Raw genomic sequence first — 26045 nt, forward strand, 5'->3', positions numbered from 1 at the left:
TTTTAGCTAAATCTATCTAAAGCAGGGATTTTTGTTTGGAAAATAATGTGTTTTTCTACACTAGACATCTATAAAAAGGAGGAAATGTTTTTGATTTAGGAATTATTAACTAAGTTAGCTACTAGGGCAATCAATTCTATTGGTTCTACAGGTTTAGAGAGATGTTTTTGAAATCCTGCTTTGAGGGCTTGTTTCTGATTAAATTCACCAACATAAGCAGTAAGTGCGATCGCCGGGATTTGGTTAATTTTTTGGTTGGGGTGATTTCTAATTTCGCGTACTAACATATAACCATCAATTTCTGGCATTCCAATATCACTTAATAAAATATCGATTTCTGATTGTGTTAAAACTTGTAATGCTTCTTGCGCCGAGGCGACTGGAATTACTTTGGCGCTTGCTTGTTCTAGGAGCGTGACAATTAATTCTCGCGTATCAGCTTGATCTTCTACAACTAAAGCTCGCACCCCATCTAATTTTATGTTTAATTCAGAATCTTTGGTTTCTATTTTTGTTTCTAAAGTAGTTTGTTTTACTGGTAATTGAACTGTAAAGGTAGCTCCTTTACCTTCACCTAGACTATCTGCTTGTACAATTCCTCCATGTAATTCTACTAAATGGCGTACAATTGCTAAACCTAAACCTAAGCCACCAAATTTGCGAGTTGTACTGCTATTTTCCTGACGAAAGTAATCAAATATATAGGGGATAAAATCAGGTTGAATTCCTTTACCAGTATCGCTGACTCGAATTAATACAAAACTGCCTATTTGGTTTAATTCAATTTCTACTTGTCCGCCATTGGGTGTAAACTTAACTGCATTAGAAAGCAAATTCCAAATTACTTGCTGCAATCGATTCGGATCGCCAGAGATTAAGCTAATATTTGATTGAAACTGAGTTTTGATTTGAATTGACTTTGCTTCAGCAGCTAAATGCACAGTTTCAATTGCGGCATGAATGATAGTTTTTAAGTCCACAGAACAAACATTGAGCGTCAGTTTACCTTGAAGGATGCGGGAAACATCTAATAAATCTTCGATTAATTCAGTTTGAAGTTTAGCATTGCGTTCTATTGTTTCTAAAGCGCGATCGGTAGTTTTTTGATCGAGTTTGCGGCTTCGTAGTAATTTTGACCAACCGAGAATAGGATTTAAAGGAGAGCGCAATTCATGGGAGAGAACTGCTAAAAATTCATCCTTTATTCTGTTAGCTGATTCGGCTTGAGTCCGAGCATTTTGTTCTGCTTCATATAATCGAGAATTTTCGATCGCAACCGAAGCCATTTGCGCCAACTGCACCAAAATATCTGCATCGGCTTCAGTAAAATCGCTGGAATGTTTATCAGAAAGTTGAATTACTCCAATATTTACTCCATCTCTTCTAATTAACGGTGCAACTAATAAACCCCGCATTGGCGGATAATTTTCTACTTCTTGATTAAATGTTATCCATTGCGGATCTAAAATTAACTCGGTTTCCGTCATCCTTAAAACTTGATTCATCTGACAAATTTTTGGATAGATTTGGCAGATATCAAAATTAGGTTTATAATCTCGCCATTGAGCATATTTATCGGAAAAAGATACAACATGAATTGGTTTTTGCCAATTTCCTTCGCTCGCCATAGTTGTAATTGATTGGTGAGCACCAATAATTATTCGCGCTTGTTCTGTGACTACTTGCAGTACTTGTTCAATTGACAGCACAGAATTCATTGCTAATGATGCTTCTGTTAATCCGCGTAATTGACTTGCTCTTTGTTGCACATCACCTAATAATTGATTGCGTTCAGTGACATCAGTTGCTACAGCAATTGCAATCCAACAATTCAACTCTGCTTCATATCGGGAAGTCATAATATCGGAAATCCAACGCCAAGTTCCATCTTTATGTTGAAACCGATATTCCATTAAATTAGTTCGACCAGCAAAGATATCTTGATAACGATTAGGAAGCAATAAAGCTAAATCTTCTGGTAATACTCGTGACATCCAAAGATGATGATTTTCTGTTAATTCTGCGGCGGTAAAACCAAAAACTTTCTCACAACCTGCGGAAAAATATTCAGATTCCCAACTACCATCAGCAAATACTCGATAGCTGATAATAGCAGCGATCGCACTATTAAGAATATCATCAAGTTTAGCTTGCGAACGTTGTAAGGCTACTTCTAGCTGTTTGCGATCGCTAATATTTGTAGTTGTCCCCACCATTCGCACCGAATTTCCCTGACTATCTTTAATCACAAAACCCTGATCTATAACATCCAAATATTGATTATTTTTACAGCGAACTCTATACTCAACTTCATAACGATTTTGATTGACTAATTGACTCAATCCTCTCTCCTTTACTAAAGGCAAATCTTCTGGATGAATCACACTTGACCACCAATCTGGCGTTGGTTCTGCTTCTTCGGGTAAATAGCCAAAAATGCGTGTTAAACCATCGGTTCTTTCTACTAAATTTGTTTGCAAATTCCAGTCATAAATTAAACAATTTACTGCCGCAGCTGCTAATTCAAAACGCTCTTTTTGCAATTGCAAATCTGATAAAGCTTGCTTACGTTTACTAATATCATAAGCAGTACCGAGAATTTGTCTAGGTGAACCATCAGTATTTCGACTAAATACAGTTGCCCGACCACTAAACCAACACCACTCACCATTAGCTCGTCGCATCCGATATTCTAGTTCTAAAACTTCTCCTTCTTTAAGTGAGTGAAACTGTGCGATATGAGCAGGAAATTTAATTAAATCTTCGGGATGCACCAATTGAGGAAATAACATTTCTCCCATTTCTTGAATTTGTTGCGGTGTATATCCCAGTATGTCACTAATTTGCTGATTTACATAAATATTCCGATTTTCTAGTAAATCATAAATATATAAGATTCCTGGAATTGTATCAGTTATTTGCTGTAATAAATGTTGACTTTTTTGAAACTGCTGTTCATGAAGTGAAAGCTGCCGAAGCGGATTCTGAGTATTTTCTGTACAATTAATAAAAATTCCTCCCACCTGATTACTTTCATCCCGAATTGGGCTATATGAAAATGTTATATCAACCTCTTTTCGGTATTTATTACGGTGCGTGAATAGCAGCATATTCTCCGAGCAGGCAGCTTCGCCAGTTTCCCTGACTTTTTGTAGCATTGAACCCATCTTTGACCACATTTCTGGACAAACTTCAGCAAAAGGTTTTCCTAACGCATGGGGATGATTTTCTGCCAAAAAGGGGATGTAATTATCGTTATAGAACTTGATAAACTGAGAACCCCAACAAATGAAGATTGGATAAGGAGAATTGAGCAGAATACTCACCGCCGTCCGTAAACTTTGCGGCCAATTTTTTACTACACCTAAAGGAGTATTCCCCCAGTCAAAACTTCGCATTAATACTCCCATTTCTCCGCTACCAGCAAAAATATCTTGAGGAACATTCATCTTCTATCTCTCCAATTTCTATCCCTGATAATTCAAGATAATTTACTTGGACTGATTAAAATTTCCCTTGTTCTACTGCTCGCTTGCTGCAAGGAACTGATTGCTTATTGCCTCTCTGTTTTGGCACGATGAATTAGAGAAAAATGCAGCAGACATGGTTTTTTATTTTCTGTTCAACGAGTAATCCAAAAGATTTATTCCGTTAGTAAAAATCAGTTTATACCGGATGGCAGATGGGTTGAGTAAATTATTACTGATAAATTGTAAATGTCAAAAGAAGAGGTTAAAAAGAACATTACCATGAATATTCTTGCTTGGATCATTTTAGGTTTGATTGCTGGTGCGATCGCTAAAGCTATTTATCCCGGACACCAAGGCGGTGGCATTCTCGGCACCATCTTACTAGGTATCATCGGCGCTTTGGTTGGTGGAAGTTTGGCTAACTTACTTACTACAGGGACTTTAGCTCTAACCTCGTCAACCTTAAGTATTGCTGGCGTTATTGTTGCTGTTTTAGGTGCAATTGTTGCCATCTTCCTGTGGAACTTGTTCACTCGCAGTGCGGCATAGGTAACTTTTGGTTAAAGCCCTTTGTTTTTGGCTTTCATGATTTTTTTAATCGCTGTAAAATTCAGGCTCAAATTATCACTGCTTCCTTAATCCATGCAGTGATTTTGAGCCCATACACCATTAACATAACATAAATAAATCTAGTTTTCTAATTACTGGAGTGCCAAATATTACTCAATAATAATAATAACTAATGAGTAACAAAAAGCACTCTATTAATAATAACGGAGTCTCAATTTTACTTATAGGACTTCGCAAAATATTTATTGAGAGTTTATCCAGCAGATGCTAAACGTTTAAAAAAATTACGATACCCAGAAGTTAGTAGCAATCAAACAGGAGAAACAAACTTTTCTTTTGAATAAAACTTTATGGGATAATTGAAGATTGAGATTTGCTAAAAATTAGGTGCGAATGCTGGCAGTATATTCTAGGAGTAATGATGATGAAATTCCCTTTTAATTAGCCTACTAATTTTGCAACAACGTAGCTGTACCATTAGCTACTATTTGCGCTACTCCAGTAAAAAATTCTTGGTCAATCGTATCAGGGTTGTCTGTTGATTTATGATAGTGAAGAGAGCGAAAATTGGCTGTATCGGTTATTAAAACTGCACCAATTCCTCGCATCCAAAAAGGTGCATGATCGCTACGCAATAAATCAGGTGTTGCTATACCTTTTAAAGGAATAGGTAAAGTCACGATTGGTGGTAAACTAGGAGCAGTTTTCTGATTAAATGCTGCAAGCAATTGAGTACTTTCCCTATCACCTATTACTGCTAAAAAATCTCCTTTGTCACTTGGCGGGGTAATTAGTAAACCGGGAGGATATTGCTGACATCCGGGAGTATGGCAAGCAAAACCAACCATATCTAAAATAATTGCACCTTGTAAATTGGTTAAATTTTCCGGTTGATTAGCAAAAGCGAAACTACCCAAAAGTCCTTTTTCTTCTAAGTCGAAAAAGGCAATTTTTAAGGTTCTTGCTGTAGGAAATTTACTCAATAAACGCGCCACTTCTAAAACGGTAGCAACACCGCTAGCGTTATCATCTGCGCCGGGAGAACCAATAACTGTGTCATAATGCGCTGCTAATAAAATGGTTCCCGCTTTGGGGTTAGTTCCGGGTTTTTCTGCTACTAGATTAACACCATACTCGAAAGTTTGTAGAGTTGGTGACCATCCCGATTTTTTTAAATTGTTGATAATATAATCTCTAGCTTTACTGCGGCTAGCGTCTTCGTAGCGTTCAAAGTTTAAAGCTTTAATATGTGCTAATAGTTGGTGGTTACTAACTTTTGGTGCTGCGATCGCTTGCGAGGTTTTAAGTTTTGGGGTAGGAATTGGTTGTGGGACTATTTCTGGAGTGTAATTTGTTGTTAATTGGGATGCTAGTAAGTTGGAGTACCAATTGCTCATGAAGTTGTTAGTGTAGGAAGAGAAAAAGATTGTTGTAGTTGTGGCGATCGCAAACAACCATCCCCACCATAACCATTTTTTCATTTTTAGGCGTTAATAATATATTTTTTTACCACAGATGACCACAGATAAACACAGATAAACACAGATGTTTTAATTTCAACTTTTGGTCAAACTTTAAAGTTTTAATTATTAAACCGCAGAAGCACGCAGAAGCACGCAGATGAAAGAAAGCAGATAAAATAATGGGATTATTAACTTTTTCTGCCTTCTGTATTTCTACTATTAAAATTCCACAGTCAATGGCGCACGAGGGAAAGGAATTACATCTCTAATATTAGCCATTCCAGTCATAAATTGCACCAATCTTTCAAAGCCTAAACCAAAACCTGCATGAGGAACTGTTCCAAAGCGACGCAAATCTAAATACCACCATAAAACTTTGGCATCTATTCCTAACGTTTCAATGCGTTTTTCCAGCACATCTAAACGTTCTTCTCTTTGGGAACCGCCGATAATTTCACCTATTTTTGGGGCTAAAATATCCATTGCGCGAACGGTTTGTTCATCATCATTTAACCGCATATAAAAAGCTTTAATTTTCGCCGGATAATCGGTAACAATTACAGGCTTTTTAAACTTTTCTTCTGCTAAATATCTTTCATGTTCCGATTGTAAATCCAAACCCCAATTAACGGGAAATTCAAACTTTTTATCTGCTTTTTCCAAAATTTTAATGGCATCAGTATAAGTTAAACGTTCAAACTGATTATTAATGATATTATCCGCCGTCGCCAACACCGAATTATCAATCCTTTGGTTGAAAAAATCCATATCTTCCGAACAGGTTTCCAACACATATTTAAAAATATATTTCAGAAACTCTTCTGCCAAATCCATATCACCTTGAAGATCGCAGAAAGCCATTTCAGGTTCTACCATCCAAAACTCAGCTAAATGGCGGGAAGTATTGGAATTTTCGGCGCGAAAAGTTGGCCCAAATGTATAAACATTAGAAAAAGCCATCGCCATAACTTCCGCTTCCAGTTGTCCGCTAACCGTTAAATAAGCTGGACGACCAAAAAAGTCTTTACTGTAATCAATTTCTTGCTTTTCAGTGCGAGGAACTTTATCTAAATTAAAACTTGTAACCGAGAACATTTCCCCTGCACCTTCACAGTCACTAGCAGTAATAATTGGTGCATGAATCCATAAAAAACCGCGTTCTTGGAAAAATTTATGAATCGCAGTTGCACAAGCATTTCTCACGCGAAAAACTGCGCCGAAGGTGTTAGTACGCGATCGCAAATGTCCAATATCTCTTAAAAACTCAAACGAATGCCGTTTCTTCTGCAATGGATAAGTTTCTGGATCGGCTTCTCCAAACACTTTTGCACTAGAAGCCTTCAATTCAATTCTTTGTCCCTTCGCCGGAGACGCAACCAAAACCCCTTCAACTTCCACCGACGCACCAGTATTTAATTGTTTAATTATTGTCGCATAATCCGCCAAATCAGGATTCAAAACCACCTGTAAATTTGCCATTGAAGAACCATCATTCACCTCAACAAAAGCAAACTCCTTTAACTCCCGCTTAGTGCGAACCCAACCTTGCACCTTAACAGATTCATCAGGTTGACCATTTTTCAGAATATCAGCAATACGTCGAGTCATAATGATTAATTGATTTTAACTGAGACACTTAGAACTTCATTATATTAAACCACAGAAATAAATCATCCCTCTTCATCTGCGTTCATCTGCGTTCATTTGCGGTTAAATTAACCAAAGACTAGGCTACCCAACAAAGATACAAAACTTTCTTTCTTCCTTCGCGTCCTTTGCGCTCTTCGCGGTTCAAAAAATCTTATCTAAATTAATCACCAATAGCAACCCCCTCCCGACGAGGATCGGCCCCCCCGATGAGTTCGCCATTTTTAATTTCAATCCCATGAGAACCGCTATTTAAAGGAATAACAATCACCTGATGACCACGCCTTTCCAAATCTGCCTTAAAACTAGCATAATTAGTATCAGCTTCCAACTCCGTCGGGCCATTACGACTACCAAAATTAGGTAAAGAAATCGCCTCTTGAACATCAATATTCCAATCTAAAACCCCCACCAAAACCTTAGCGACAAAATTAATAATTCCGCTACCGCCAGGAGAACCAATAATTAAAATTGGCTGCTTTTGAGCATTAAAAACTATCGTTGGAGACATAGAACTTCGGGGACGTTTCCAAGCTTCCACACGGTTAACAACAGGTTGACCATTCTCTTGGGGAACAAAGTTAAAATCCGTCAATTGATTATTTAATAAAAACCCCCTTACCATCAACCGAGAACCAAAACCGCTTTCAATAGAACTAGTCATAGAAACGGCATTACCATCTTTATCGACGATCGAAAAATGAGTAGTCGCAGGTAAATCTAACCAATGAATCGATCGCCTTTCTCCAGAAGAAACTACAATATTTCCCGGTGTAGCTTTTCCCATAGAACGGTTAGGATCGATCGCACTCCCCCGCACCCGCAAATACTGCGGATCGAGTAACCTTTGAGTAGGAATCTTCACAAAATCGGGATCGGCTAAAAACCGATCGCGATCGGCATAAGCAAGTCTACCCGCTTCCGAAAATAAATGCACCATTTCAATTGGTTTAGACTTCAAACTAGCTAGATCGAAATTCTGCAAAATTCCCAATATTTGCAAAACCGTAATTCCGCCAGAACTCGATGGCCCCATGCTACAAACTTGGTAAACTCGATATAAACCACAAACAGGATCGCGCTTTTTTGCCTGATATTTAGCTAGATCGGAAAGCGTCAAATCTCCCGGATTCACAGGCGATCGATTAACAGTTTCCACAATATCTTTAGCAATTTCCCCTTGGTAAAAAGCATCTGCGCCTTGATTTGCGATCGCTCTTAAAACCCCCGCCAAAGGTCGATTTACTAGTTTACTACCGACAGGTTTCGGCTGACCATTTGCTAAATAAAAATAATCCCTACTATTAGGAAAACGTTGTAAATACTTTTCCCTACTCAGCAGTTGATACAGTCTGGGAGAAATCGGAAAACCATTTTCTGCCAACTCGATCGCAGGTTGAAACAACTCTCGCCAAGGAAGTTTCCCTTCTTCCCGATGTACCATTTCCAACATCCGTACAACCCCAGGTACACCGACAGACTTTCCTCCAACTACCGCCGCGAATAAATCTAAAGGTTTACCTTCAGCGTTCAAAAAGCGATCGCTTCTCGCCTTCCCAGGTGCGGTTTCCCGACCATCATAACTCAGTAATTTCCCCGTTGTGCCATCATACAACAGTAGAAATGCCCCACCGCCAATACCCGAAGACTGCGGTTCTACCAAAGTTAACACCATTTGGACTGCGATCGCCGCATCCACAGCATTACCTCCCCGCCGCAGAATAGCGATCCCCGCCTGAGAAGCCAATACATTACCAGTAACTACCATTTGTCTTTTAGCGCGGACAGCTTGCTTTTCAATCCTTCCAGTGTCTCCCTCTGGCGCAGGTAAGTCTTGAGTGCGAACTGGGAAAACAAAGTTACAGGAAAATACCAAGGCGGTAAAAATGACTTTCCAGAATTTTTGTTGCATTGTGCAGTTGCAGAGTCGGGGATCATTGATACATAACTGATCCCCACTTTAACTCATACTTAATCTATGTCGATCGGGGATCGCATAACTTCTGTGCAATGATTTGTGCATAGCAGATTACCCAAGCAATGCACAATGGGGAAAATACAGGTCTTTAATTTGCACAAGACTTCAACAACCAACCGATAATCATCCCGATCCCCGCAAACCGCACTGCCATCCAAAAAGGTTCTTTCAAGCTACTCCAAGAAAACAAGCTACTTTCTAAATTAACTTCCAAAGTTTCTAATTCCTGCCGAATTTGCTTTAACTGGGCTTTCATTTCCTGGGATCGCGCAATACTGCGGTCTTGACGGACTTCCTCATAGCGATGTTTTAATTCTGTTTGTCGTTGGCGATCGCGTTTTACCTGTGCATAACGTTCTTTTAACGCCGTTAGCGATCGTTCTACTTCCACCAAAGCTTGCTCAAACTCTGGTTCACTATTTCCCGATCCCTGGGGATCGCTAGACGCAGATGGTTCCTCTGGTGGCTTCATAGAATACAGTAAAGGTAAATGCAAATGTGATTTCAGTATGAGTGAACCTACCCAGCTACTTAAAACCGACACCTTGAACCAATTTACCACCTTAGAACTGGCTCAAGCTTTAATGGAACGCCTTGCCATTACACCTAATGATTGGCATCGCCTCAAATCGAATCGTCAGGCGCGTGCAGGTGAACAAGCTGCCGCCGCACTGGTATTTTTGCTCAAAGATCAGCCAGAAGAAGCTTTATCGCGCTTTAACCAAGCCTCCGGCTGGTTAGATCGATCGCTCTCTGCACCTCCCTGTCCCTCTCACGGTCACGATCGTTCTCACTAATATCCCACCCTCAAAAAGTGGCTGCTCGTTCAGCCACTCAACCTGAAAATCAGGAACATTAAGATTTATTAGCTGACCAAAAATCGCTAATTTGTGAGCTACAATTAATTACCCAACACAAGGTAGCGGAAATAACTAACTAAACATCTGAAATAAGGTTAAAACAGCTTTTTAACCAGCTTTTTAACTTCTCCCTTCCAGCCTTCTACTATCTATCGCACTAATGGTAACTTATGACGGCTCTTGACATATTTACACAGACTTAACTCTCTGGCTTCTGGGTTCCAATGCACTTGATCGAAAACTTGGTAAAGAATATACAAGCCTCTACCACATTCTGACTCTTCCGAAGGCAGATACTCATTGTCATCGGTAGGGCGACAACAACAAGGATTAGGTTTAAACCCCAAACCTTGGTCTGAGATCACCCACCAGTAGTGATCTGCGATCGCGGCAAATTTCACCACAACTGTTTTACTAGGATCTAAGTTGTTCCCATGTTTAGCCGCATTTACCAACGCCTCCTGTAAACCTAGTCGCAATTCCGCTTGCCAAGAGTCAGGAATCTCTGACACCAGCAAATCCAGAATTGGACAAAGGTAAAGAGTCGAAGCAAAGCTAATCGTAGCCCAGCTGCGCCCAACTGGACGCTTAGATATAGCAATCACTTTGAAAACCCCCTCGTTTTCAGGTGGACAGACTGAAATCTCTGCACAGACTCTATCCCTACGCTCATAACTTAATAGTTTCGTTATAAACTCCTGCTTCAGTCTAATGGGAATATTTTTAGGTTTTGTTACCTATTTGGCAATTTTATTGATTCGCATTTTCCTCTCAATGCCTAATGTTAGTTAATTCCCATTACCTCAGCCATTTCATTTCCTTTCATTCAAGTTTGTGATTGCCCATAGCTTTATAAAAGCCATACAAATACATCCTGAACAGGTGTAATTTTTTGGTAGGGTTTTTACTACCTATTTATATTGTATCCAAATCTTCTTAAAAGACCAGAGCCTTTTGAGTAAATCTGCCCATTTGTTCTGTTCCTCTGGTTTCAATGTAACATAATATACAAAAATGCCAATCGCTTGGACAGCAGAAACCATCGCAGTCCTGGCATACTTGGCTAAACTGAAACCGACCTAAGTTATAGTCGCTTATTTAGGGCAGTAATTGCAAGAGTAATGGACAACCATTTCTCAATCCATCAGGATCAGCAAATAAATAGCTCTGAGAGTAAAACCTCAAATCAGCTTCAAATAGCTGCTTTCAGCTTAACAGCCACCTATCAAGAAATCTATACTGGGAAATAGGAAGACCAATATCTGAGGGAAGAGCATGGCTCCAAATCCCACCATCATGCAGGCTGTAGAACAGTTGAACTACCGTGTTACGGTAGGCGACATCGCAGCACAAACCGGATTAAATATCAACCAAGCTGAACAAGCATTATTAGTATTAGCTTCTGATGCAGGAGGACATTTACAAGTAGCTGAATCAGGAGAAATCGCCTATCAGTTTCCGCGAAATTTTAAAGCAGTGCTACGCAACAAATTTTTCCGGTTGCGGCTACAAGAATGGTGGCAAAACGTTTGGCAAATTCTGTTTTATTTAATTCGCCTGAGCTTTGGTTTAATTTTAATAGCTTCGATCGCATTAATCTTCATTACGATCGCCATAATTTTAATCGCCCTCAACTCCAGCCGAGACAGTGACAGTTCCGGCGGCGACTTTGGCGGTGACTTTGATGGCGGTTCAGTTTTTGCCCCAACATTTTGGTTTAGTGATTGGTGGTTTTGGGTATTTTATCCCAACTACGATAGCCCCCAATACCAATATCATCGACGGGAAAAACCCCAACTAAATTTTTTAGAAGCAATCTTCTCATTTTTATTTGGTGATGGAAACCCTAACGCCAACTTAGAAGAAAGACGCTGGCAAGAAATTGCCACAGTAATTCGCAACAACCAAGGCGCAATAGTAGCAGAACAAATAGCACCCTATTTAGATGAATTAGGAGAAGGTTACTCCCGCGAATATGAAGACTATATGCTACCAGTACTAACAAAATATAATGGTCGTCCAGAAGTTAGTCCTGACGGGCAACTAGTTTATCACTTTCCCGACTTACAAGTAACAGCTACCCAACAAGAAATCCAACCAGTAACACCATATTTACAAGAATTGCCTTGGCGATTTAGTGCAGCTACTTCTGGACAAATTCTGTTAGCTTGTGGATTAGGAGCGATCAATTTAGTTGGTGCATTAGTGTTAGGAAATCTCTTGACTGGCGGTACTGTCGCTGCCCAAATTGGTGGATTAGTTGCCTTTGTTCAATCAATTTATTGGCTGTTACTCATTTACGGAATAGCTTTTCTGACATTACCTTTAGTTCGTTATTTTTGGCTGCAATGGCGCAACAGTAAAATTGCCAAGCGCAACCAAAAACGCCAACAAAGAGCTAACTACTTAACCCAAGCAACTGCCGAATTAAAGAAAAAAATTACTTATGCTCGTCAATTTGCCGCCCAAAACATCATTAAGCGAGAGGACTTAGCTTACACTACAGAAACCGACTTAATCGAACAAGAAATTGCCAACAAAGATAAAATCGACGCTGAATGGCAACGCCGATTAGAATCTGGATCTTAGAAACTGGGGTCTGGGAGATGGGGAGAATTAGATTTTACCTTCTCCCCTGCTCCCCTGCTCCCCTGCCCCTCTGCCTCACCTAACTCTAATTCTGGCTAGACTCGCCCCCCGATAATAATGATTGAGGATTTGTTGGTAATTTGCACCTTGACGAGCCATTCCATAAGCACCCCATTGACTCAAGCCTATGCCATGACCAAAACCTCGACCATCAAAACGGAAAGAGATTGGTAGAGATTTATTATTGCCTTCTGGGGTGACGGTGAACCAGGTACTTCTTAATTCAAATATTCGCTGCAATTCTGCACCACTCATAATCCGCGAACCCTTGTCACCAACAACTTTTACCGTCATAATCCGCCCGTATGGAGAGATTCGTTCTGGTGTCAAAGATTGAACTTGTCCGACACCGCTAATGCGGCTACTGAGTTGTGGTTGAGTAAATGATCTTGTCCACTGATAACCGGGAGTTCCTTGATCGAAGTCTGGAACAGCACGGAGATAAGGTAAGGCTTGTACACCCCAAACATTTTCGACGTTTTCTGTGTGTCCTCCAGAGGCGGCGTGATAGGCAGCTAAAATCAGTCGGCCTCTATAAGTGAGTACTTGTCCTGCGGTGGAATCTACAGCGTTGTAAAAGCTGGGTGATTCGGTTTCTACTCCGCGATAAACTTGCCAAGCGATCGTATCACCGACATCAAAAAGCCGATTGCCTCTAGTTTGCCGTTGGTAAAGGGCATAAGTACGGGCGGCGACAGCTTGCGCTTTTAATGCTTCTTGAGGCCAGTTTGTGTAAACTTCGCCTCCCAGGACACTGTAAAGGTATCTTTCCAAGTCTACATAGTTGACTGCTGTTAGACCTTGGTTTGTGGGTACGACTAGAGTGCGTCCTCGATACCACTTATCGCCAATCCACACAAAGCCTTTGTTAGTCGGTTCCACCCACAAGGCATTGGATAGCCAACGGTTCATCTTCACTCTACCGCTGTCGGTTTCTGCAACAAAGGCGTTGAGTGGGGCGATTTCTCCTACTGGTTTTCCAGTGGCATCGCGGACGATCGCTTTTGTCGAACTACCGATTTTGACTTGGTTGGCATTTTCTTCGATCGCCACTCGCAATTCTAATGCGGCTTGGGCAGGCGCAACTAGAAGCATCCAGAACAACAGCGACAACCAAAATTTTTTTCCTGATTTCGGAAATAACTGTTTCTGTCTGACAGATAACAAGGAAAGCATTAAACTTCTGGCTAACATCTGGTAAACACCTCCTCACACGGCGGAGAATCGAGGTTACAAAGGATTTCTATAGTTTGACTTAGGTCTTGCACTTCTGAGGCGGAGCCTCTATTTCTCGTTCCCAGGTTCAACCTGGGAACGAGGGTTGGGAGGTTCTACCTCCTTAAGTTTGCAAGATCTAAGTTTGAATTTGGCAAAAAAATTTTCTTAAGTTGGCTATGCTAGACAGTCCTCTAGAATACCTTAATTGGGTAAATAGGTAAAGAAAAACTTTTTCCTAGTTAAAATGTCAATGGGGTAATCCCTGAAATTTTCGTAGGGTTGGCTTAATTTAAGTGCAGATTACTTTTTTTGGGACAAGTTCCGGTGTACCAACGCGATCGCGCAATGTTTCAAGTGTTGCCTTGCGCTTACCTCAGCGTGCAGAAGTTTGGCTATTTGACTGCGGCGAAGGCACTCAACATCAGCTTTTACATAGTGAGTTGAAAATTAGCCAAATTACTCGCATTTTTATTACCCATACGCACGGCGACCATATTTTTGGGTTGATGGGTTTATTAGCAACTTATGGTTTGGCTGGCAATCCTACTAAGATAGATCTTTATGGGCCGCCTGGTCTAAATGATTACATTAAAGCTTGCCAACGTTACTCATTTACTCATTTTTCCTATCCCTTAAAAGTGCATACTGTTGAGCCAGGAATAGTTTATGAAGATGACGAATATATTGTTAAATGTGGTCTTTTAAAACATCGAGTAACAGCGTTTGGTTATCGTGTAGAAGAAAAAGATAGACCAGGACGTTTTGATGTGGAAAAAGCCAAGGAATTAGGCATTCCTTCCGGCCCGATTTATGGCAAACTCAAACGAGGCGAACAAGTTACTTTGCCCGATGGAAGGGTAATTAATGGCGCTGATTTATGTGGGCCAAATCAAACTGGGCGTAAACTAGTTTACTGTACAGATACGGTTTATTGTGAAGGCGCTGTTGACTTAGCAAAAGATGCTGATTTATTAATTCATGAAGCTACTTTTGCTCACCAAGATGCAGAATTAGCTTTTCAAAGATTACATTCTACTTCCACAATGGCAGCCCAAGTAGCTTTACAAGCGGGCGCAAAACATTTAATTATGACTCATTTTAGCCCCCGTTATGCCCCAGGCAATGATATTCAATTAAATGATTTGTTGAATGAGGCAAAAGCAATTTTTCCTAATACAACAATGGCTTATGATTTCCTCGCTTATGAAGTGCCGCGTCGGGATTAGGGACTGGGGACTGGGGACTGGGTACTGGGGACAAGGGGACAAGGGGACAAGGGGAAGTTATTAACTCAAAACTTTCCCAGTACCAAGTACCCAGTCCCTTATTTAGCAACTAAGATTATTACCGATCGATCGCCAATTAAAATTCCATGTTGTTCAGTTAAAATTGCTTCATTTCCCGGTTGGCAAATATCTTCGGGAAAGGCGAGTCCTGTATTAACAAAAAGGTGCCATTTTAATTCTGAAGGTAACTTAGGTAATTCAAACCAGTGGCTTTCCCAGTGCATATTCATTGCTACATAAATTGAGTCATCTTTGACAGTACCTCCTTTAGCGTGTTTGCCACAAAGCATAAAAGCTAAAGTGCGACAATAGCTTGCCCAATCAGGTTTCCACGCATAAACACCATGCCAACTAATATCGGGATAACCACTTTCCATATAGTCTTGATTGCGAAAGTATTCCCGATTTCTCAACACTGGATGGGCATGACGAAAAGCTATACAATTTTTCACGAATTGGAAAAAATTATTATTGGTTTGTAATAAATTCCAATCTAACCAACTTAATTCTGAATCATGGCAATATGCGTTATTATTTCCTTGCTGCGATCGCGCCATTTCATCGCCCATCAGTAACATCGGAATGCCTTGACTAACTGTTAAAATGGCGATCGCATTCTTCATTTGCCGACGGCGCAAATTAATTATTTCTGGATCGTCAGTTTCGCCTTCGACTCCACAATTCCAGCTAAAATTATCATTTGAACCATCTCTACTTTCCTCTCCATTAGCTTCATTATGTTTTTCGTTATAAGCCACCAAATCTGCTAAAGTGAAACCATCATGAGCAGTAATAAAGTTTACCGAACTATCCACAGTCCTGTCTGTCCAAGCATACAAATCCGGCGAACCTTGAAGGCGTTGCACCATTTCTCCGACTAAAGGATCGCCTTTAATAAACTTCCTTACCGCATCCCGATATTTACCATTCCACTCGCCCCAACGATCATAATCTGGAAAAGAACCAACCTGATAAAGTCCGCCAGCATCCCAAGCTTCCGCAATTAATTTACACTTGGCTAAAACTGGGTCATAAGCTAAAGTTTCTAACAATGGTGGATTAGTTAAAGGTTCACCTTTGGTATCCCGTCCTAAAATTGATGCTAAATCAAATCTGAACCCGTCAATGTGATATGCAGATGCCCAAAACCGCAAACAATCTACTACAAATTGTCTAACAATTGGGTGATTACAATTAAGCGTATTACCGCAACCACTGAAGTTATAATACAGCCCTTCGGGAGTCAGCATATAGTAGGTTTTATTATCTAAACCCCGAAAAGAAATTGTTGGGCCATTTTCGTTGCCTTCTGCGGTATGGTTAAACACTACATCTAAAATTACTTCAATGCCATTTTTGTGTAGTTCTTTAACTAAAGTTTTCAATTCATTTGCTTGATTACCATAATTACCTGTGGCTGCATATCCAGCTTTCGGGGCATAGAAACCTACTGTATTGTAGCCCCAGTAGTTAAATAATCTTTCATCATTAAAAGGATTATGTCGAGTATTATCTAACTCATCAAACTCAAAAATTGGCATTAATTCCACACAATTAATGCCCAATTCTTTGAGATAAGGAATTTTTTCTTGTAGTCCAGCAAATGTACCTTGATGTTCTAGTTTAACTCCAGAGGAAGGGTGACGAGTAAAACCTCGGACGTGCATTTCGTAAATAATTAAATCTTCTTCGGGAATTTCCAAAGGTCGATCGCCTTCCCAATCAAACTCTTTGCTAACAATTTGTCCGCGATAGGGGTAAATATCATCTTCTCTTAAAGTATTTCCCCAAACATCCCTACCACCCACACAAGTAGAGTATGGATCTAGAAGAATCTTAGTGCGATCGAATCTGTGCCCTGCTTCTGGATTGTATGGGCCATCGACACGATATCCATATTCTAGGTCTTCGTATTTTGGTAAATCTAAAACTATCATGCTGAGTACATTGCCTAAGCGAAACTCGCTGGGAAAAGGAATTTCGGCATAAGGTTCTGGCGCATCTTTTTTGAATAGCACTAATGTCGCAGCGGTAGCATGACTAGAGTAAATAGAAAAATTAATCCCTCCTGGTACCGGAGTTGCGCCAAAAGGAATAGGATGTCCCTGTAATAGTTTGAAATTACCGTAAGTGTAACTGTGATAAATTTCCATACTTTATACTTACAAACATCATGAATCTTCTTATTGTCTCAGATCCAAATGTAGTTTGCTTCCAAATTAGATATAGTTTTTAGATTATCTTAAATTTTCACTTTTTTTCTGTTACATAAATATCAATTTAACTATAATTTGATTTAATTAAACTTAAGTATACTTTTCTTAAAATTACTCTATTTATTGTAAAAATATTTCGGATTAAATAAGGTTAAAGGAATAACCTTACCCTTAATCCTTACCTTGAATAAAAGTCTACTCTACTTTTTCCTTAATATTCTCAGAAGAAGATTCTACCTCATCAAGATTTCTTTGTTTTTTCAACAGGCGGGTAATTAGAGTATTTAAATGTACTTGGGTGTCAACTGGCGATCGCGGCAATGGAGTCTCCAAATTAGGCCAAGTCGGTAAATCAGAACAAGGACAATTATTAGGTGGTAATCCCAAATTCCTCACTGGTATTGGCATAGAACAACGCGCACAAGAGTTTAAATCCCAAGCAGGTGTCAGCAATTCGGTAATTGTTTCTTGTGTACCTTCGAGATTACAATCACCAGAATTAGGAGAGATTATTCTTTGCCAACATTCTTCAAATTCGTCGCTATAGCGATCGCCTTGAATCACTCTTTGCGGCAACAAAGCCTCTCTGCCATTGCGAATCAAAACTCTCTTACCTAGTTGAAACCAATAGGCAATGTATTGTTTAACTTGTTCTTCAGATGCCATAGCTTTTAATTGAATCACTGGTTAAAACTAGTACAAGAAGGTAAAAAGCAGAGAACAGAAGGCTCTAAGATAGAAGGAAAAAGAAAATAACACTTTTCCAAATTTTTTCCTGAGCGTTTAACTAATATTTATTTCTGCCTTACTACACTAGGGAGCAATGGATATTATCATGAATATCTCATAGCTGTTTCCCGATCTTAGTTTTTTTTTTCAAATTATGTTTCCATCTAATAGAGGAGTAACTCAGCTATAAAAAGGCATAAACTTTCTGCTGAGTCAATCATAGCCTTTAGCGATCTTCTTCCAAAAGAAATAAAATATTTATTTCCCATGTTGAGTAAGGTAAAAAGTCTCAATCTGGGAAAATGGCATTAATCAGGTAACAGCGATTTGCTATTTGTTGTTTAGGGGGCTACCAAGCTGACTTAAGTTTAAAACATGACCTGCTGTGACTAAGTAAGTGGGATTAGCGATCGCTCCTAATTGACGTACTAAAGTACCTAAGCGATCGCGGAAAAGCCGACCTGCTGGATATGCCGGAACTACACCCCAGCCTGTTTCCTCTGCTACAAAGATTACATCACAATTACAATTCTCAACAATTTCTAACAATTCTTTTAAGATTTTCTGCCACTGAGTTCGATCGTATTCTAATAAATTCGCTACCCATGTTCCCAAAGAATCTACCAATAAGCAATTACTACTTTTTGCTGACTCAATAGTTGCGCCTAAATTCACGGGTACTTCCCAAGTTTGCCAAACAGAAGGACGGCGCTGAATGTGTTGAGAAATTCTCGCCATCCACTCGGCATCATCAGGAGCTTTTTGAGCAGTTGCTACATAGATTACCGATTTTCCTGATTCTTGCGCTAGTGATTCCGCCCACTCACTTTTCCCCGATCGCGCAGGCCCAGTTACTAAGATTACTCGTCTTTTAGATAATTTATTCATATAATCTGGATCGGCTTTAAAAGCTACGAACAATCTGATCGATAGGGGCTGATTCCCTTTTTCGCTACGTACTTAACGGTACTTAATAACTGGACAAGTGTCAAAGATTTTACGGATATCGATAAATACTTTTATTTGGTAGCATGAGAAAAGTTCAACGCAAATTTTTTAACTTCATCTCTAAAAAGGAATAATTAAAACTTTTGGTAATAAATGTAGCTTTTCGTAAACAACCGATAAGTTAGTTAACAATTAGGCGGAAGTTTATGAGCAAAATTTCTGCAATTATTTGTACACATAATCGAGAAAAATATTTAGGTGCGGCTATTGATAGTTTGCTGGCACAAGATTTTCCTGATTATGAAATAATTGTTGTAGACAACGCTTCGAGCGATCGCACTCGTGAAATAGTTCAAGCACGCCCTAGCGTGAAATATGTATATGAACAAATCACGGGATTATCAGTAGCTCGCAACACAGGGGCAAAATCAGCCACAAGTCAAATTCTCGCATATCTTGATGATGATGCCGTAGCTAATCCCAATTGGTTGAGTGTACTGTATGCAGCTTATCAGAGCAACGAAAAATTGGCGATCGCAGGTGGCAAAGTTACCTTAATTTGGCCGGAGGGAATTTTACCCCCAACGTGGCTCTCCGATGACTTAGCGGGAAATTTAGGCGCATATAATCTGGGTGACAAAATTGTTTATATCGATCGCCCAGGCTTAACTCCCAGAGGCTTAAACTATTCTATTCGACGTAAGTTTCTCGAAGAAATCGGTGGTTTCGACGTTAACCTGGGTCGAGTTGGGAAAAAATTACTATCCAACGAAGAACTACTAATGACAGAACAAGCTTTAAACCGAGGTTGGCAAGTCGCCTATATCCCGGAAGCTTTAGTACAGCATAACGTTTCCCCAGAACGAGTTAACCGCCAATGGTTTTTAAGTCGAGGTTGGTGGCAAGGCATCAGCGAATATTACCGCGAACAACTAGTCGGGAAAGCCGGAGTAAAACAACTAGGACGAGGTGGCGAACGCTTAATGTACGGTGTTTATAAATCAATGAAATATTTTCGCCATCCCGACCGACGGTTTGAAAATTTAGTGTATAGTTACGGTCAAATTGGATATTTAAGTGCCGTAATCATGGGGTTATTTTCTGCCGCAAAACGGGAAAAATAAGATCGGGCGATGAGTTGGTTTCTCCTGAGACTCACTTGCCAATTATCTTGAAGTTTATTGCTAAATTAAGCACCACTAATCATGACTGCCACAGCCAAAAAAATCCCAGTCTCCGTGTTGATTCCCGCCAAAAACGAAGAAGCTAACTTGCCAGCTTGTTTAGAAAGTGTAGCAGTGGCGGATGAAATTTTTGTCGTGGATTCGCAAAGTAGCGATCGCTCGATAGAAATATCCGAAAAATATGGAGCAAATGTAGTGCAGTTTTACTTTAACGGTCGGTGGCCGAAAAAGAAAAACTGGTCATTAGATAATTTGCCTTTCCGCAATGAGTGGGTTTTAATAGTCGATTGTGACGAACGCATTACTCCAGAACTTTGGGCAGAAATTGCCGCTGCTATTGAAAACCCAGATTACAACGGCTATTACTTGAATCGGAAAGTCTTTTTCCTGGGAACTTGGATTCAGCATGGTGGTAGATATCCTGATTGGAATTTACGTCTATTCCGTCACCAAAAAGGACGTTATGAAAACTTGGGTACGGAAGGAATTCGTAACACTGGAGATAACGAAGTTCATGAGCACGTAATTTTAGAAGGCAAAGTTGGCTATCTAAAAAATGATATGTTGCACATTGACTTTCGCGATATATATCACTGGTTAGAACGACACAATCGTTATTCTAATTGGGAAGCTCGCGTTTATTTGAACTTGTTAACTGGCAGGGCAGATGATGGTACGATCGGCGCTAATATTTTGGGAGATGCGGTTCAACGCAAACGCTTTTTAAAGAAAGTTTGGGTACATTTACCTTTTAAACCTTTGTTGCGCTTTTTGATCAGTTATGTTTTCCAACTGGGCTTTTTGGATGGGAGAGCCGGATATACTTATGCTAGACTTTTGAGCCAATACGAATTTCAAATAGGGGTAAAACTCTACGAATTACGCCGTTTTGGTGGTCAGTTAAACAACGCACCACAACCAGTTACTCCTCCAAAAACTGTGACATCTACAACTGATTCTCCTACCACCAGCGATTCTACAGCTTATGACTCAGTGGGTTCCTGAACCAGCAGACCCAATTTCTGCATCCAAAAAAGAACCCTTGATGGATGCAGAACCTTGGATAGATTTAAGGAAGTACGATCAATCAAATTTCGATCGCGGTCGTTCCAATTGGATAATTTTACTTTGGTGGTTGGTGCAAGCGATCGTATTTCCCCTCACACCCCACCAACTTCACGCACCCAGAAATACTTTACTACGTTTATTCGGTGCCAAAATCGGCAAAGGAGTAGTCATTCGACCGACCGCCCGTTTCACTTACCCTTGGAAAGTAGAAATCGGCGATTACAGCTGGATTGGTGATGACGTAGTTTTGTACAGTTTGGATTACATTCGCATCGGTCGTCACAGCGTTATTTCCCAAGAATGCTACCTTTGCACCGGAAGTCACGACTTTCAAGACCCCACTTTTAGTTTAATTACCGCGCCGATTACTATTGGTAACGGCGTTTGGGTGGCAACTGATTCCTTTGTTGGCCCAGGTGTAGAAATTGGTGCAAATACTATAGTAGGGGCACGCAGTAGCGTATTTCGCAGTTTGCCAGCCGGACAAGTTTGTTGGGGTAGTCCCTGTCGTCCCCACCATCCGCGAAAAATGAACTTTTAGCAGAAGTTAGGAGATAGTTAAGAGGGTAGAAGGCAGAAGGATTTTTTCTGAAGTCTATAGGGCAGATAAATTGTTTGCGACTCTCGATCCAACAACGCGAAAATTATCGATCGCAAATCCCGAAACAGACGAACGTAAATCAATTCTTCTGACAGATACAGTGGGATTTATTCACGAACTTCCACCCCCACTAACGATCGATAATAAAATGTCACAGAGCTAAGCAGATAAGAGCAAAAGGGGAAAAGGGGAAAAGGGGAAGTTAATTAACTTAAAAATCCAACCCTAATGTCGGCAGGGGTCTCCCGTTAACCTCCGGTATAACGGGAGGGGAATGCCGATTTGATATAAAAGTGAGCGTAGCGAAAACGATTTAATTCTCTGGTGTCGCTTGTTGGTCGACATATTTTTTTAACTGTTCAATGGTAACACCGCCACAACTAGCAACAAAATAGGAACCAGTCCAGAACACAGGTTTTTTATAAAACTGGTATAAATAATCAGGAAATTCTTTTCTAATTAAACGACTAGAGACAGTCTTTAAATTAGCAATGAGTGTTATATTAGCTTGATGATTATAACCTACCAGTACAAAATCAAACCCAGTGACGAGCAAGTGTCTATCCTGGAAAATTGGATGGAATTATTGCGCCGTCACTGGAATTTTGCACTTGGTCAAAGGTTAGATTGGCTCAATTCAACTCGATGTCAGATTAACTATTGCTCTATTATTTCTGAACCGATTGGGGAAATACCAGAAAAAGTAGATTATTACACTCAACAAGCAGCACTTAAAGAAACTAAAGTATTATTTCCTGAATATAAGGAAATTTATACAGAAGTACAACAACTTAATTTACAAAGGTTAGATAAAGCCTGGAAGCGATGGTTAATTCCTGATAAATCAGGTAAACGTGGAGGAAGACCAAAATTTAAGAAAAAAGGCGAATTAAGGTCTATTAGTTTTTCGAGAGTAAATCATCCTAAAGCTGCCTGTTTTTTAGCAGGAAATACTTTAAGGATTCCTAAACTTGGTGGATTTCTAGTAGTTTTGCATCGTGATATTCCTTTATGTTTTACTCCCAAAACAGCAACTATAGTTAGAAAAGCTGATGGTTATTACGTTTGTATTACTGCGTCAGATGAAACAATACCAGATTTAAAGCCAATTGATACAGTTAAAACTGCGGTAGGAATTGATGTAGGCTTAAAGGAATTTTTAACAACATCAGATAATGAAACTGTAGCAACACCACAATTCTACAGGAAAGTACAAAGTCATTTAGCACGTCAACAAAGATTTATATCACGGCGTTGTTAAAGTGAATCCACATAACACATCACAGAATTGTTCTGGTTGTGGCGTAAAAGTTCCGAAAACTTTATCAGTTAGAACTCATTGTTGTCCCAAGTGTAATTTAACTTTGGATCGTGATCAAAACGCTGCAATTAATATCTTGATAAAAGCGTTACAAGCGGTGGGACTCATCGTTTCTGCGGGTGGAGGCTTCGTCAATAGACAGCCTGTGAAGCCTGAAGCTTGGGGTTTTAGTGGAGTGCAATTAGCTCTATTTTAGTCCTAAGAAGCCCCCGTTATATTTCGCAGAAATTAACGGGGGAGAACGTCACAATTTCATAACTCTCCCTAACTCAGAACGCAAAAAACGAAGCTAATAATTTTTCCTGTTCGCCGTTTCCTAACTTTTAATAAGGACATGGAATTCTTCTGGGATAACGAACTCGCTGCCTCGATCTGGGAATATAAACTTCTTCCTCTACACATATCTGTTCGGGAAATTCACTGCGATCGCGATCGAACCAACTACCACCTGAGCGAAATTGGGCGCGACATCCATTTGTTACCCAAACAAAACCTGGGCGATAGTCCCAATCTCTACCACGTATACAAGGGGTGCGAGATAATACTCTTTCTAAAACTACGCCACGTCGGGTATCCATTGAACATCTTGCAGGTTGAAAATTAATACTCTGGCAAATAGCAGCGCTTTGAGCTGAAGCTGACTTAGCCATGATGATAGTAGCGGCAACTGCAACCGTAGCAGCACCAGCTAAAGCGACTTTTTGACACATATTGGTCATTAGTTAAACTCCTCACTGTACAGGGCTTAGGTAGCTTTTGCATCTGCCCCCCGATAGACCAACAGTATCTCTAAGTTAGGTACTCTCGTCAACTACTTAGATTTTTGAGCATTTGATAACCTGGTTGGGTAATTGAAAGTTTTGATATCCATTACTTAGGATTTGTAACGCTTTTGAGGGGAGAGTATACGGGCTGCGATCGCACCACCAATAAAGCCAAACAAATGCCCTTGCCAAGAAATCCCAATTTGGGTTGGTAAAACACCCCAAATCATACTACCGTAAATGAAAAGTACGATTAATGATAAAAGAATAGATCCTGGACTACGTTGAAAATAGCCCCGAAATACTAAATAACCCAGATATCCAAACACAACTCCACTAGCACCAATATGAATACTATGAGGTGGTGCAAATAGCCAAACACCTAGACCACTAACGATCATTGAAACGACACTGACAACAAAAAAATCGCTGGTTTCTCGTAACATGATTAACCAGCCAAGAGTTACAAAGGGAATGGTGTTGGCTGCTAGGTGCACGAAGTTTCCATGTAGAAAGGGGGCAAATAATATGCCACGCAGTCCAATAGGCGAACCGGGAATAATCCCAAAGTTGTCCAGTTGACCGTGAAAAACGGTTAGGTCGAAAAATTCTAGAATCCACATTAGGGCGACAGTTCCCCCCAAGATTAGTACTTGGGTTTTTAATTCATTAGCGATCGCTTTTACATCCTCGCGACTCATTTCTTTTCCTCTGGGATAGCAAGTTGTATATGTCTAAGGTAGCAACTTCAGGGATAAAGTCTAGCCATTCAGATAGGTTTGGGAGGTGTAGGGAAGTCAGGTGGCAACAACCTGGGTCAGTTCCTTGGTATTTGGCAATATATGTTTAGCTTAGCGATCGTCTTGATTCCAAAATTGATCCTATAAGTACAATTACCCGTATAAATACTTAAATAACTATTTTTTTACCTACATAAATACATATTAACTACAGCACCAACTCCTATGCAAAAAATTTTTATTTATAGTTTAATTAAAAATAAAAATATTCGGGAAACTAGATCGTAATAATAACTAATATTCCGAGGCAATTTGAGAATAAATAACTAGTTTCCTATGTATATCTAGCATTGAACTTTAGTGAATTAACAGCAATTTAATATAGAGATTGATTACTATAAAGACTTAGTAAAAACAGCGAAAACATATTGCTTTTCACTAAATACTAGAAGATATTCATAAACAAGAGTAAATCTTTAACTTCTAACGGAAATTACAGGAATAAATCCATGCAATCTAAATTTTTAACAGGATTAATGATCGCTACAGCTTCAGTAGCCAGCGTATTTTACACCACAACAGCTAGTGCTTTGCAACTTAGCAACTCAATGTGGTCTCAGTTCAATAAATACGTACAAACAGAGCGTTTACAACTTGAAGGAGCCGAGCTTTTAGAGCTAGATCCTGCTAGTTTGAGATGGGAAAATGGTGTTAATGACGCAGAGATTTACTTTATTAATGAAGGCGCAGGTTTTAGAAATGCTCTCTACTATTCTGTGAATAATGGCCCTGAGAAGCTAATTTGGGGCGATATTGCTTCTCCTAACAGCATTTTGTCAGAAAGTGATGGCCCGATGAAATTAGGTCAAGGTTTTAGTTTAGGCAGCTACCAAGGTAATACTCAGTTATCTTTGTCCCTTGCTGCTAATGGCAACAAAAGTGCTATGTACGGTGGTGTCGCCGCTAATAACGCTGATGGATTACAGCACATGGTTGCTTATAATGTGAATGCTGGTGGCGAAAATTGGGTATTAATTGGTTTTGAAGATTTATTTGGAGCTGAAGGGGCAACTGGTGGCAATAACCAAAACTCTGACCGCGATTTTAATGATGTAGTGGTTGCGGTTCGTGGTGTTAAAGGTACTGCCTTCGCTAGCGTACCTGAACCTTCTGCAATGCTTGCTTTGTTAGGCGTAGGATCTTTTTTAGGATTGCGCCGTCGTCGCCAAAGCACGAATGAAATTTAATAAAGATAAGGCTATAACGTTAATCAAAGCTGGTCTGTTGTCAGGACTAAAATCCTGCTACTTGGGAAGACTGTTAGCGATAGCCT

Annotated in this window: 23 protein-coding genes and 2 pseudogenes; 12 read left to right on the forward strand and 13 right to left on the reverse strand. The window is 39.9% G+C overall.

Annotation, left to right across the window (positions count from 1 at the left end):
• Positions 1–95: 95 nt before the first annotated feature.
• The gene (locus IQ264_RS00475) at positions 96–3449 is read right to left on the reverse strand and encodes a PAS domain-containing protein (protein ID WP_193977506.1); all 3354 of its coding nucleotides are present in this window, start codon (positions 3447–3449) and stop codon (positions 96–98) included.
• Positions 3450–3749: 300 nt separating this feature from the next.
• Here IQ264_RS00475 and IQ264_RS00480 point away from each other — a divergent pair, with 300 nt between their 5' ends.
• Entirely contained in the window at positions 3750–4019 is a 270-nt protein-coding gene (locus tag IQ264_RS00480) for a GlsB/YeaQ/YmgE family stress response membrane protein (protein WP_193977638.1), read from the forward strand.
• A 470-nt stretch (positions 4020–4489) separates the two neighbouring features.
• Here IQ264_RS00480 and IQ264_RS00485 read toward each other — a convergent pair whose 3' ends face one another.
• From IQ264_RS00485 to IQ264_RS00500, 4 genes are all read right to left on the reverse strand, one after another.
• Positions 4490–5521, reverse strand: a complete 1032-nt coding sequence (locus tag IQ264_RS00485; RefSeq protein WP_228061184.1) for a M28 family peptidase — start codon at positions 5519–5521, stop codon at positions 4490–4492.
• Positions 5522–5722: 201 nt separating this feature from the next.
• Complete coding sequence (asnS, locus tag IQ264_RS00490; protein WP_193977642.1) at positions 5723–7114, reverse strand: asparagine--tRNA ligase; 1392 nt, start codon at positions 7112–7114, stop codon at positions 5723–5725.
• A 199-nt stretch (positions 7115–7313) separates the two neighbouring features.
• The gene (ggt, locus tag IQ264_RS00495) at positions 7314–9062 is read right to left on the reverse strand and encodes a gamma-glutamyltransferase (protein WP_193977508.1); all 1749 of its coding nucleotides are present in this window, start codon (positions 9060–9062) and stop codon (positions 7314–7316) included.
• Positions 9063–9216: 154 nt separating this feature from the next.
• Positions 9217–9600, reverse strand: coding sequence for a DUF2203 domain-containing protein (locus IQ264_RS00500; RefSeq protein WP_193977510.1), 384 nt, complete (start codon positions 9598–9600; stop codon positions 9217–9219).
• A gap of 37 nt (positions 9601–9637) precedes the next feature.
• Between IQ264_RS00500 and IQ264_RS00505 the strand changes: the two genes are divergently transcribed.
• A complete protein-coding gene (locus IQ264_RS00505) occupies positions 9638–9925 on the forward strand; it encodes a DUF6439 family protein (protein WP_193977512.1) in 288 nt (95 codons plus the stop codon).
• A 212-nt stretch (positions 9926–10137) separates the two neighbouring features.
• On the opposite strand, the gene IQ264_RS00510 is transcribed toward IQ264_RS00505, so the two are convergent.
• Positions 10138–10593 carry an ATP-binding protein gene (locus IQ264_RS00510; protein ID WP_193977514.1) on the reverse strand — a complete coding sequence of 152 codons (456 nt, stop codon included), beginning with the start codon at positions 10591–10593 and terminating at the stop codon, positions 10138–10140.
• A 670-nt stretch (positions 10594–11263) separates the two neighbouring features.
• Here IQ264_RS00510 and IQ264_RS00515 point away from each other — a divergent pair.
• Positions 11264–12577, forward strand: a complete 1314-nt coding sequence (locus IQ264_RS00515; protein WP_193977516.1) for a hypothetical protein — start codon at positions 11264–11266, stop codon at positions 12575–12577.
• A 75-nt stretch (positions 12578–12652) separates the two neighbouring features.
• On the opposite strand, the gene IQ264_RS00520 is transcribed toward IQ264_RS00515, so the two are convergent.
• Positions 12653–13813: a SpoIID/LytB domain-containing protein gene (locus IQ264_RS00520; protein WP_228061196.1), complete on the reverse strand. Its 1161-nt coding sequence runs from the start codon at positions 13811–13813 to the stop codon at positions 12653–12655.
• A gap of 335 nt (positions 13814–14148) precedes the next feature.
• Here IQ264_RS00520 and IQ264_RS00525 point away from each other — a divergent pair, with 335 nt between their 5' ends.
• Positions 14149–15081 carry a ribonuclease Z gene (locus IQ264_RS00525; protein WP_193977520.1) on the forward strand — a complete coding sequence of 311 codons (933 nt, stop codon included), beginning with the start codon at positions 14149–14151 and terminating at the stop codon, positions 15079–15081.
• A 98-nt stretch (positions 15082–15179) separates the two neighbouring features.
• Here the strand turns inward: IQ264_RS00525 and glgX are convergent, their stop codons facing one another.
• From glgX to cobU, 3 genes are all read right to left on the reverse strand, one after another.
• Positions 15180–17294 carry a glycogen debranching protein GlgX gene (gene glgX / locus IQ264_RS00530; RefSeq protein ID WP_193977522.1) on the reverse strand — a complete coding sequence of 705 codons (2115 nt, stop codon included), beginning with the start codon at positions 17292–17294 and terminating at the stop codon, positions 15180–15182.
• Positions 17295–17552: 258 nt separating this feature from the next.
• Positions 17553–18023, reverse strand: a complete 471-nt coding sequence (locus IQ264_RS00535; RefSeq protein ID WP_193977524.1) for a hypothetical protein — start codon at positions 18021–18023, stop codon at positions 17553–17555.
• Positions 18024–18416: 393 nt separating this feature from the next.
• Positions 18417–18974: a bifunctional adenosylcobinamide kinase/adenosylcobinamide-phosphate guanylyltransferase gene (gene cobU / locus IQ264_RS00540; RefSeq protein ID WP_193977526.1), complete on the reverse strand. Its 558-nt coding sequence runs from the start codon at positions 18972–18974 to the stop codon at positions 18417–18419.
• Positions 18975–19240: 266 nt separating this feature from the next.
• On the opposite strand from cobU, the gene IQ264_RS00545 reads away from it, so the two are divergent.
• The 4 genes from IQ264_RS00545 (at position 19241) to IQ264_RS00560 (ending at position 22050) form a co-directional block, all read left to right on the forward strand.
• Positions 19241–20158, forward strand: coding sequence for a glycosyltransferase family 2 protein (locus IQ264_RS00545; protein ID WP_193977528.1), 918 nt, complete (start codon positions 19241–19243; stop codon positions 20156–20158).
• An 81-nt stretch (positions 20159–20239) separates the two neighbouring features.
• A complete protein-coding gene (locus IQ264_RS00550) occupies positions 20240–21223 on the forward strand; it encodes a glycosyltransferase family 2 protein (RefSeq protein ID WP_193977530.1) in 984 nt (327 codons plus the stop codon).
• Between the two features lie 40 nt (positions 21224–21263).
• The gene (gene hpsU / locus IQ264_RS00555) at positions 21264–21827 is read left to right on the forward strand and encodes a hormogonium polysaccharide biosynthesis acetyltransferase HpsU (RefSeq protein WP_228061197.1); all 564 of its coding nucleotides are present in this window, start codon (positions 21264–21266) and stop codon (positions 21825–21827) included.
• 70 nt (positions 21828–21897) lie between these two features.
• The gene (locus IQ264_RS00560; RefSeq protein WP_193977534.1) at positions 21898–22050 is read left to right on the forward strand and encodes a hypothetical protein; all 153 of its coding nucleotides are present in this window, start codon (positions 21898–21900) and stop codon (positions 22048–22050) included.
• Positions 22051–22200: 150 nt separating this feature from the next.
• Here the strand turns inward: IQ264_RS00560 and IQ264_RS00565 are convergent.
• Positions 22201–22383: pseudogene (locus IQ264_RS00565) on the reverse strand (IS200/IS605 family transposase); the annotation flags it as partial.
• A gap of 15 nt (positions 22384–22398) precedes the next feature.
• Between IQ264_RS00565 and IQ264_RS00570 the strand changes: the two are divergent.
• The 3 genes and pseudogenes from IQ264_RS00570 (at position 22399) to IQ264_RS33600 (ending at position 23404) form a co-directional block, all read left to right on the forward strand.
• Positions 22399–23148 carry a transposase gene (locus IQ264_RS00570; RefSeq protein WP_322744559.1) on the forward strand — a complete coding sequence of 250 codons (750 nt, stop codon included), beginning with the start codon at positions 22399–22401 and terminating at the stop codon, positions 23146–23148.
• Between the two features lies 1 nt (position 23149).
• Positions 23150–23227 (forward strand): annotated as a pseudogene (locus IQ264_RS33595) (RNA-guided endonuclease TnpB family protein); the annotation flags it as partial.
• A 24-nt stretch (positions 23228–23251) separates the two neighbouring features.
• Entirely contained in the window at positions 23252–23404 is a 153-nt protein-coding gene (locus IQ264_RS33600) for a hypothetical protein (RefSeq protein ID WP_322744570.1), read from the forward strand.
• Positions 23405–23531: 127 nt separating this feature from the next.
• On the opposite strand, the gene IQ264_RS00575 is transcribed toward IQ264_RS33600, so the two are convergent.
• Positions 23532–23927 carry a DUF3011 domain-containing protein gene (locus IQ264_RS00575; RefSeq protein WP_193977536.1) on the reverse strand — a complete coding sequence of 132 codons (396 nt, stop codon included), beginning with the start codon at positions 23925–23927 and terminating at the stop codon, positions 23532–23534.
• A gap of 155 nt (positions 23928–24082) precedes the next feature.
• Complete coding sequence (locus IQ264_RS00580; RefSeq protein WP_193977538.1) at positions 24083–24673, reverse strand: rhomboid family intramembrane serine protease; 591 nt, start codon at positions 24671–24673, stop codon at positions 24083–24085.
• A gap of 548 nt (positions 24674–25221) precedes the next feature.
• Between IQ264_RS00580 and IQ264_RS00585 the strand changes: the two genes are divergently transcribed.
• Positions 25222–25959, forward strand: coding sequence for a DUF4114 domain-containing protein (locus IQ264_RS00585; protein ID WP_193977644.1), 738 nt, complete (start codon positions 25222–25224; stop codon positions 25957–25959).
• Positions 25960–26045: the final 86 nt, after the last annotated feature.

Origin of the sequence: [Phormidium] sp. LEGE 05292 (genome assembly GCF_015207735.1) — a bacterium.
Lineage (GTDB): Bacteria > Cyanobacteriota > Cyanobacteriia > Cyanobacteriales > Aerosakkonemataceae > Floridanema.

What these genes read in the sequence shown, in the direction of transcription:
- IQ264_RS00520 (WP_228061196.1), bottom strand. Translation starts at nt 13,813, where the DNA reads ATGCTTTCCTTGTTATCTGTCAGACAGAAACAGTTATTTCCGAAATCA.
- IQ264_RS00500 (WP_193977510.1), bottom strand. Translation starts at nt 9,600, where the DNA reads ATGAAGCCACCAGAGGAACCATCTGCGTCTAGCGATCCCCAGGGATCG.
- IQ264_RS00535 (WP_193977524.1), bottom strand. Translation starts at nt 18,023, where the DNA reads ATGGCATCTGAAGAACAAGTTAAACAATACATTGCCTATTGGTTTCAA.
- glgX (WP_193977522.1), bottom strand. Translation starts at nt 17,294, where the DNA reads ATGGAAATTTATCACAGTTACACTTACGGTAATTTCAAACTATTACAG.
- IQ264_RS00505 (WP_193977512.1), top strand. Translation starts at nt 9,638, where the DNA reads ATGAGTGAACCTACCCAGCTACTTAAAACCGACACCTTGAACCAATTT.
- IQ264_RS00585 (WP_193977644.1), top strand. Translation starts at nt 25,222, where the DNA reads ATGCAATCTAAATTTTTAACAGGATTAATGATCGCTACAGCTTCAGTA.
- hpsU (WP_228061197.1), top strand. Translation starts at nt 21,264, where the DNA reads ATGGATGCAGAACCTTGGATAGATTTAAGGAAGTACGATCAATCAAAT.
- IQ264_RS00515 (WP_193977516.1), top strand. Translation starts at nt 11,264, where the DNA reads ATGGCTCCAAATCCCACCATCATGCAGGCTGTAGAACAGTTGAACTAC.
- IQ264_RS00485 (WP_228061184.1), bottom strand. Translation starts at nt 5,521, where the DNA reads ATGAAAAAATGGTTATGGTGGGGATGGTTGTTTGCGATCGCCACAACT.
- IQ264_RS00545 (WP_193977528.1), top strand. Translation starts at nt 19,241, where the DNA reads ATGAGCAAAATTTCTGCAATTATTTGTACACATAATCGAGAAAAATAT.
- IQ264_RS00480 (WP_193977638.1), top strand. Translation starts at nt 3,750, where the DNA reads ATGAATATTCTTGCTTGGATCATTTTAGGTTTGATTGCTGGTGCGATC.
- IQ264_RS00475 (WP_193977506.1), bottom strand. Translation starts at nt 3,449, where the DNA reads ATGAATGTTCCTCAAGATATTTTTGCTGGTAGCGGAGAAATGGGAGTA.
- IQ264_RS00580 (WP_193977538.1), bottom strand. Translation starts at nt 24,673, where the DNA reads ATGAGTCGCGAGGATGTAAAAGCGATCGCTAATGAATTAAAAACCCAA.
- IQ264_RS00550 (WP_193977530.1), top strand. Translation starts at nt 20,240, where the DNA reads ATGACTGCCACAGCCAAAAAAATCCCAGTCTCCGTGTTGATTCCCGCC.
- IQ264_RS00570 (WP_322744559.1), top strand. Translation starts at nt 22,399, where the DNA reads ATGATTATAACCTACCAGTACAAAATCAAACCCAGTGACGAGCAAGTG.
- cobU (WP_193977526.1), bottom strand. Translation starts at nt 18,974, where the DNA reads ATGAATAAATTATCTAAAAGACGAGTAATCTTAGTAACTGGGCCTGCG.
- ggt (WP_193977508.1), bottom strand. Translation starts at nt 9,062, where the DNA reads ATGCAACAAAAATTCTGGAAAGTCATTTTTACCGCCTTGGTATTTTCC.
- IQ264_RS00575 (WP_193977536.1), bottom strand. Translation starts at nt 23,927, where the DNA reads ATGACCAATATGTGTCAAAAAGTCGCTTTAGCTGGTGCTGCTACGGTT.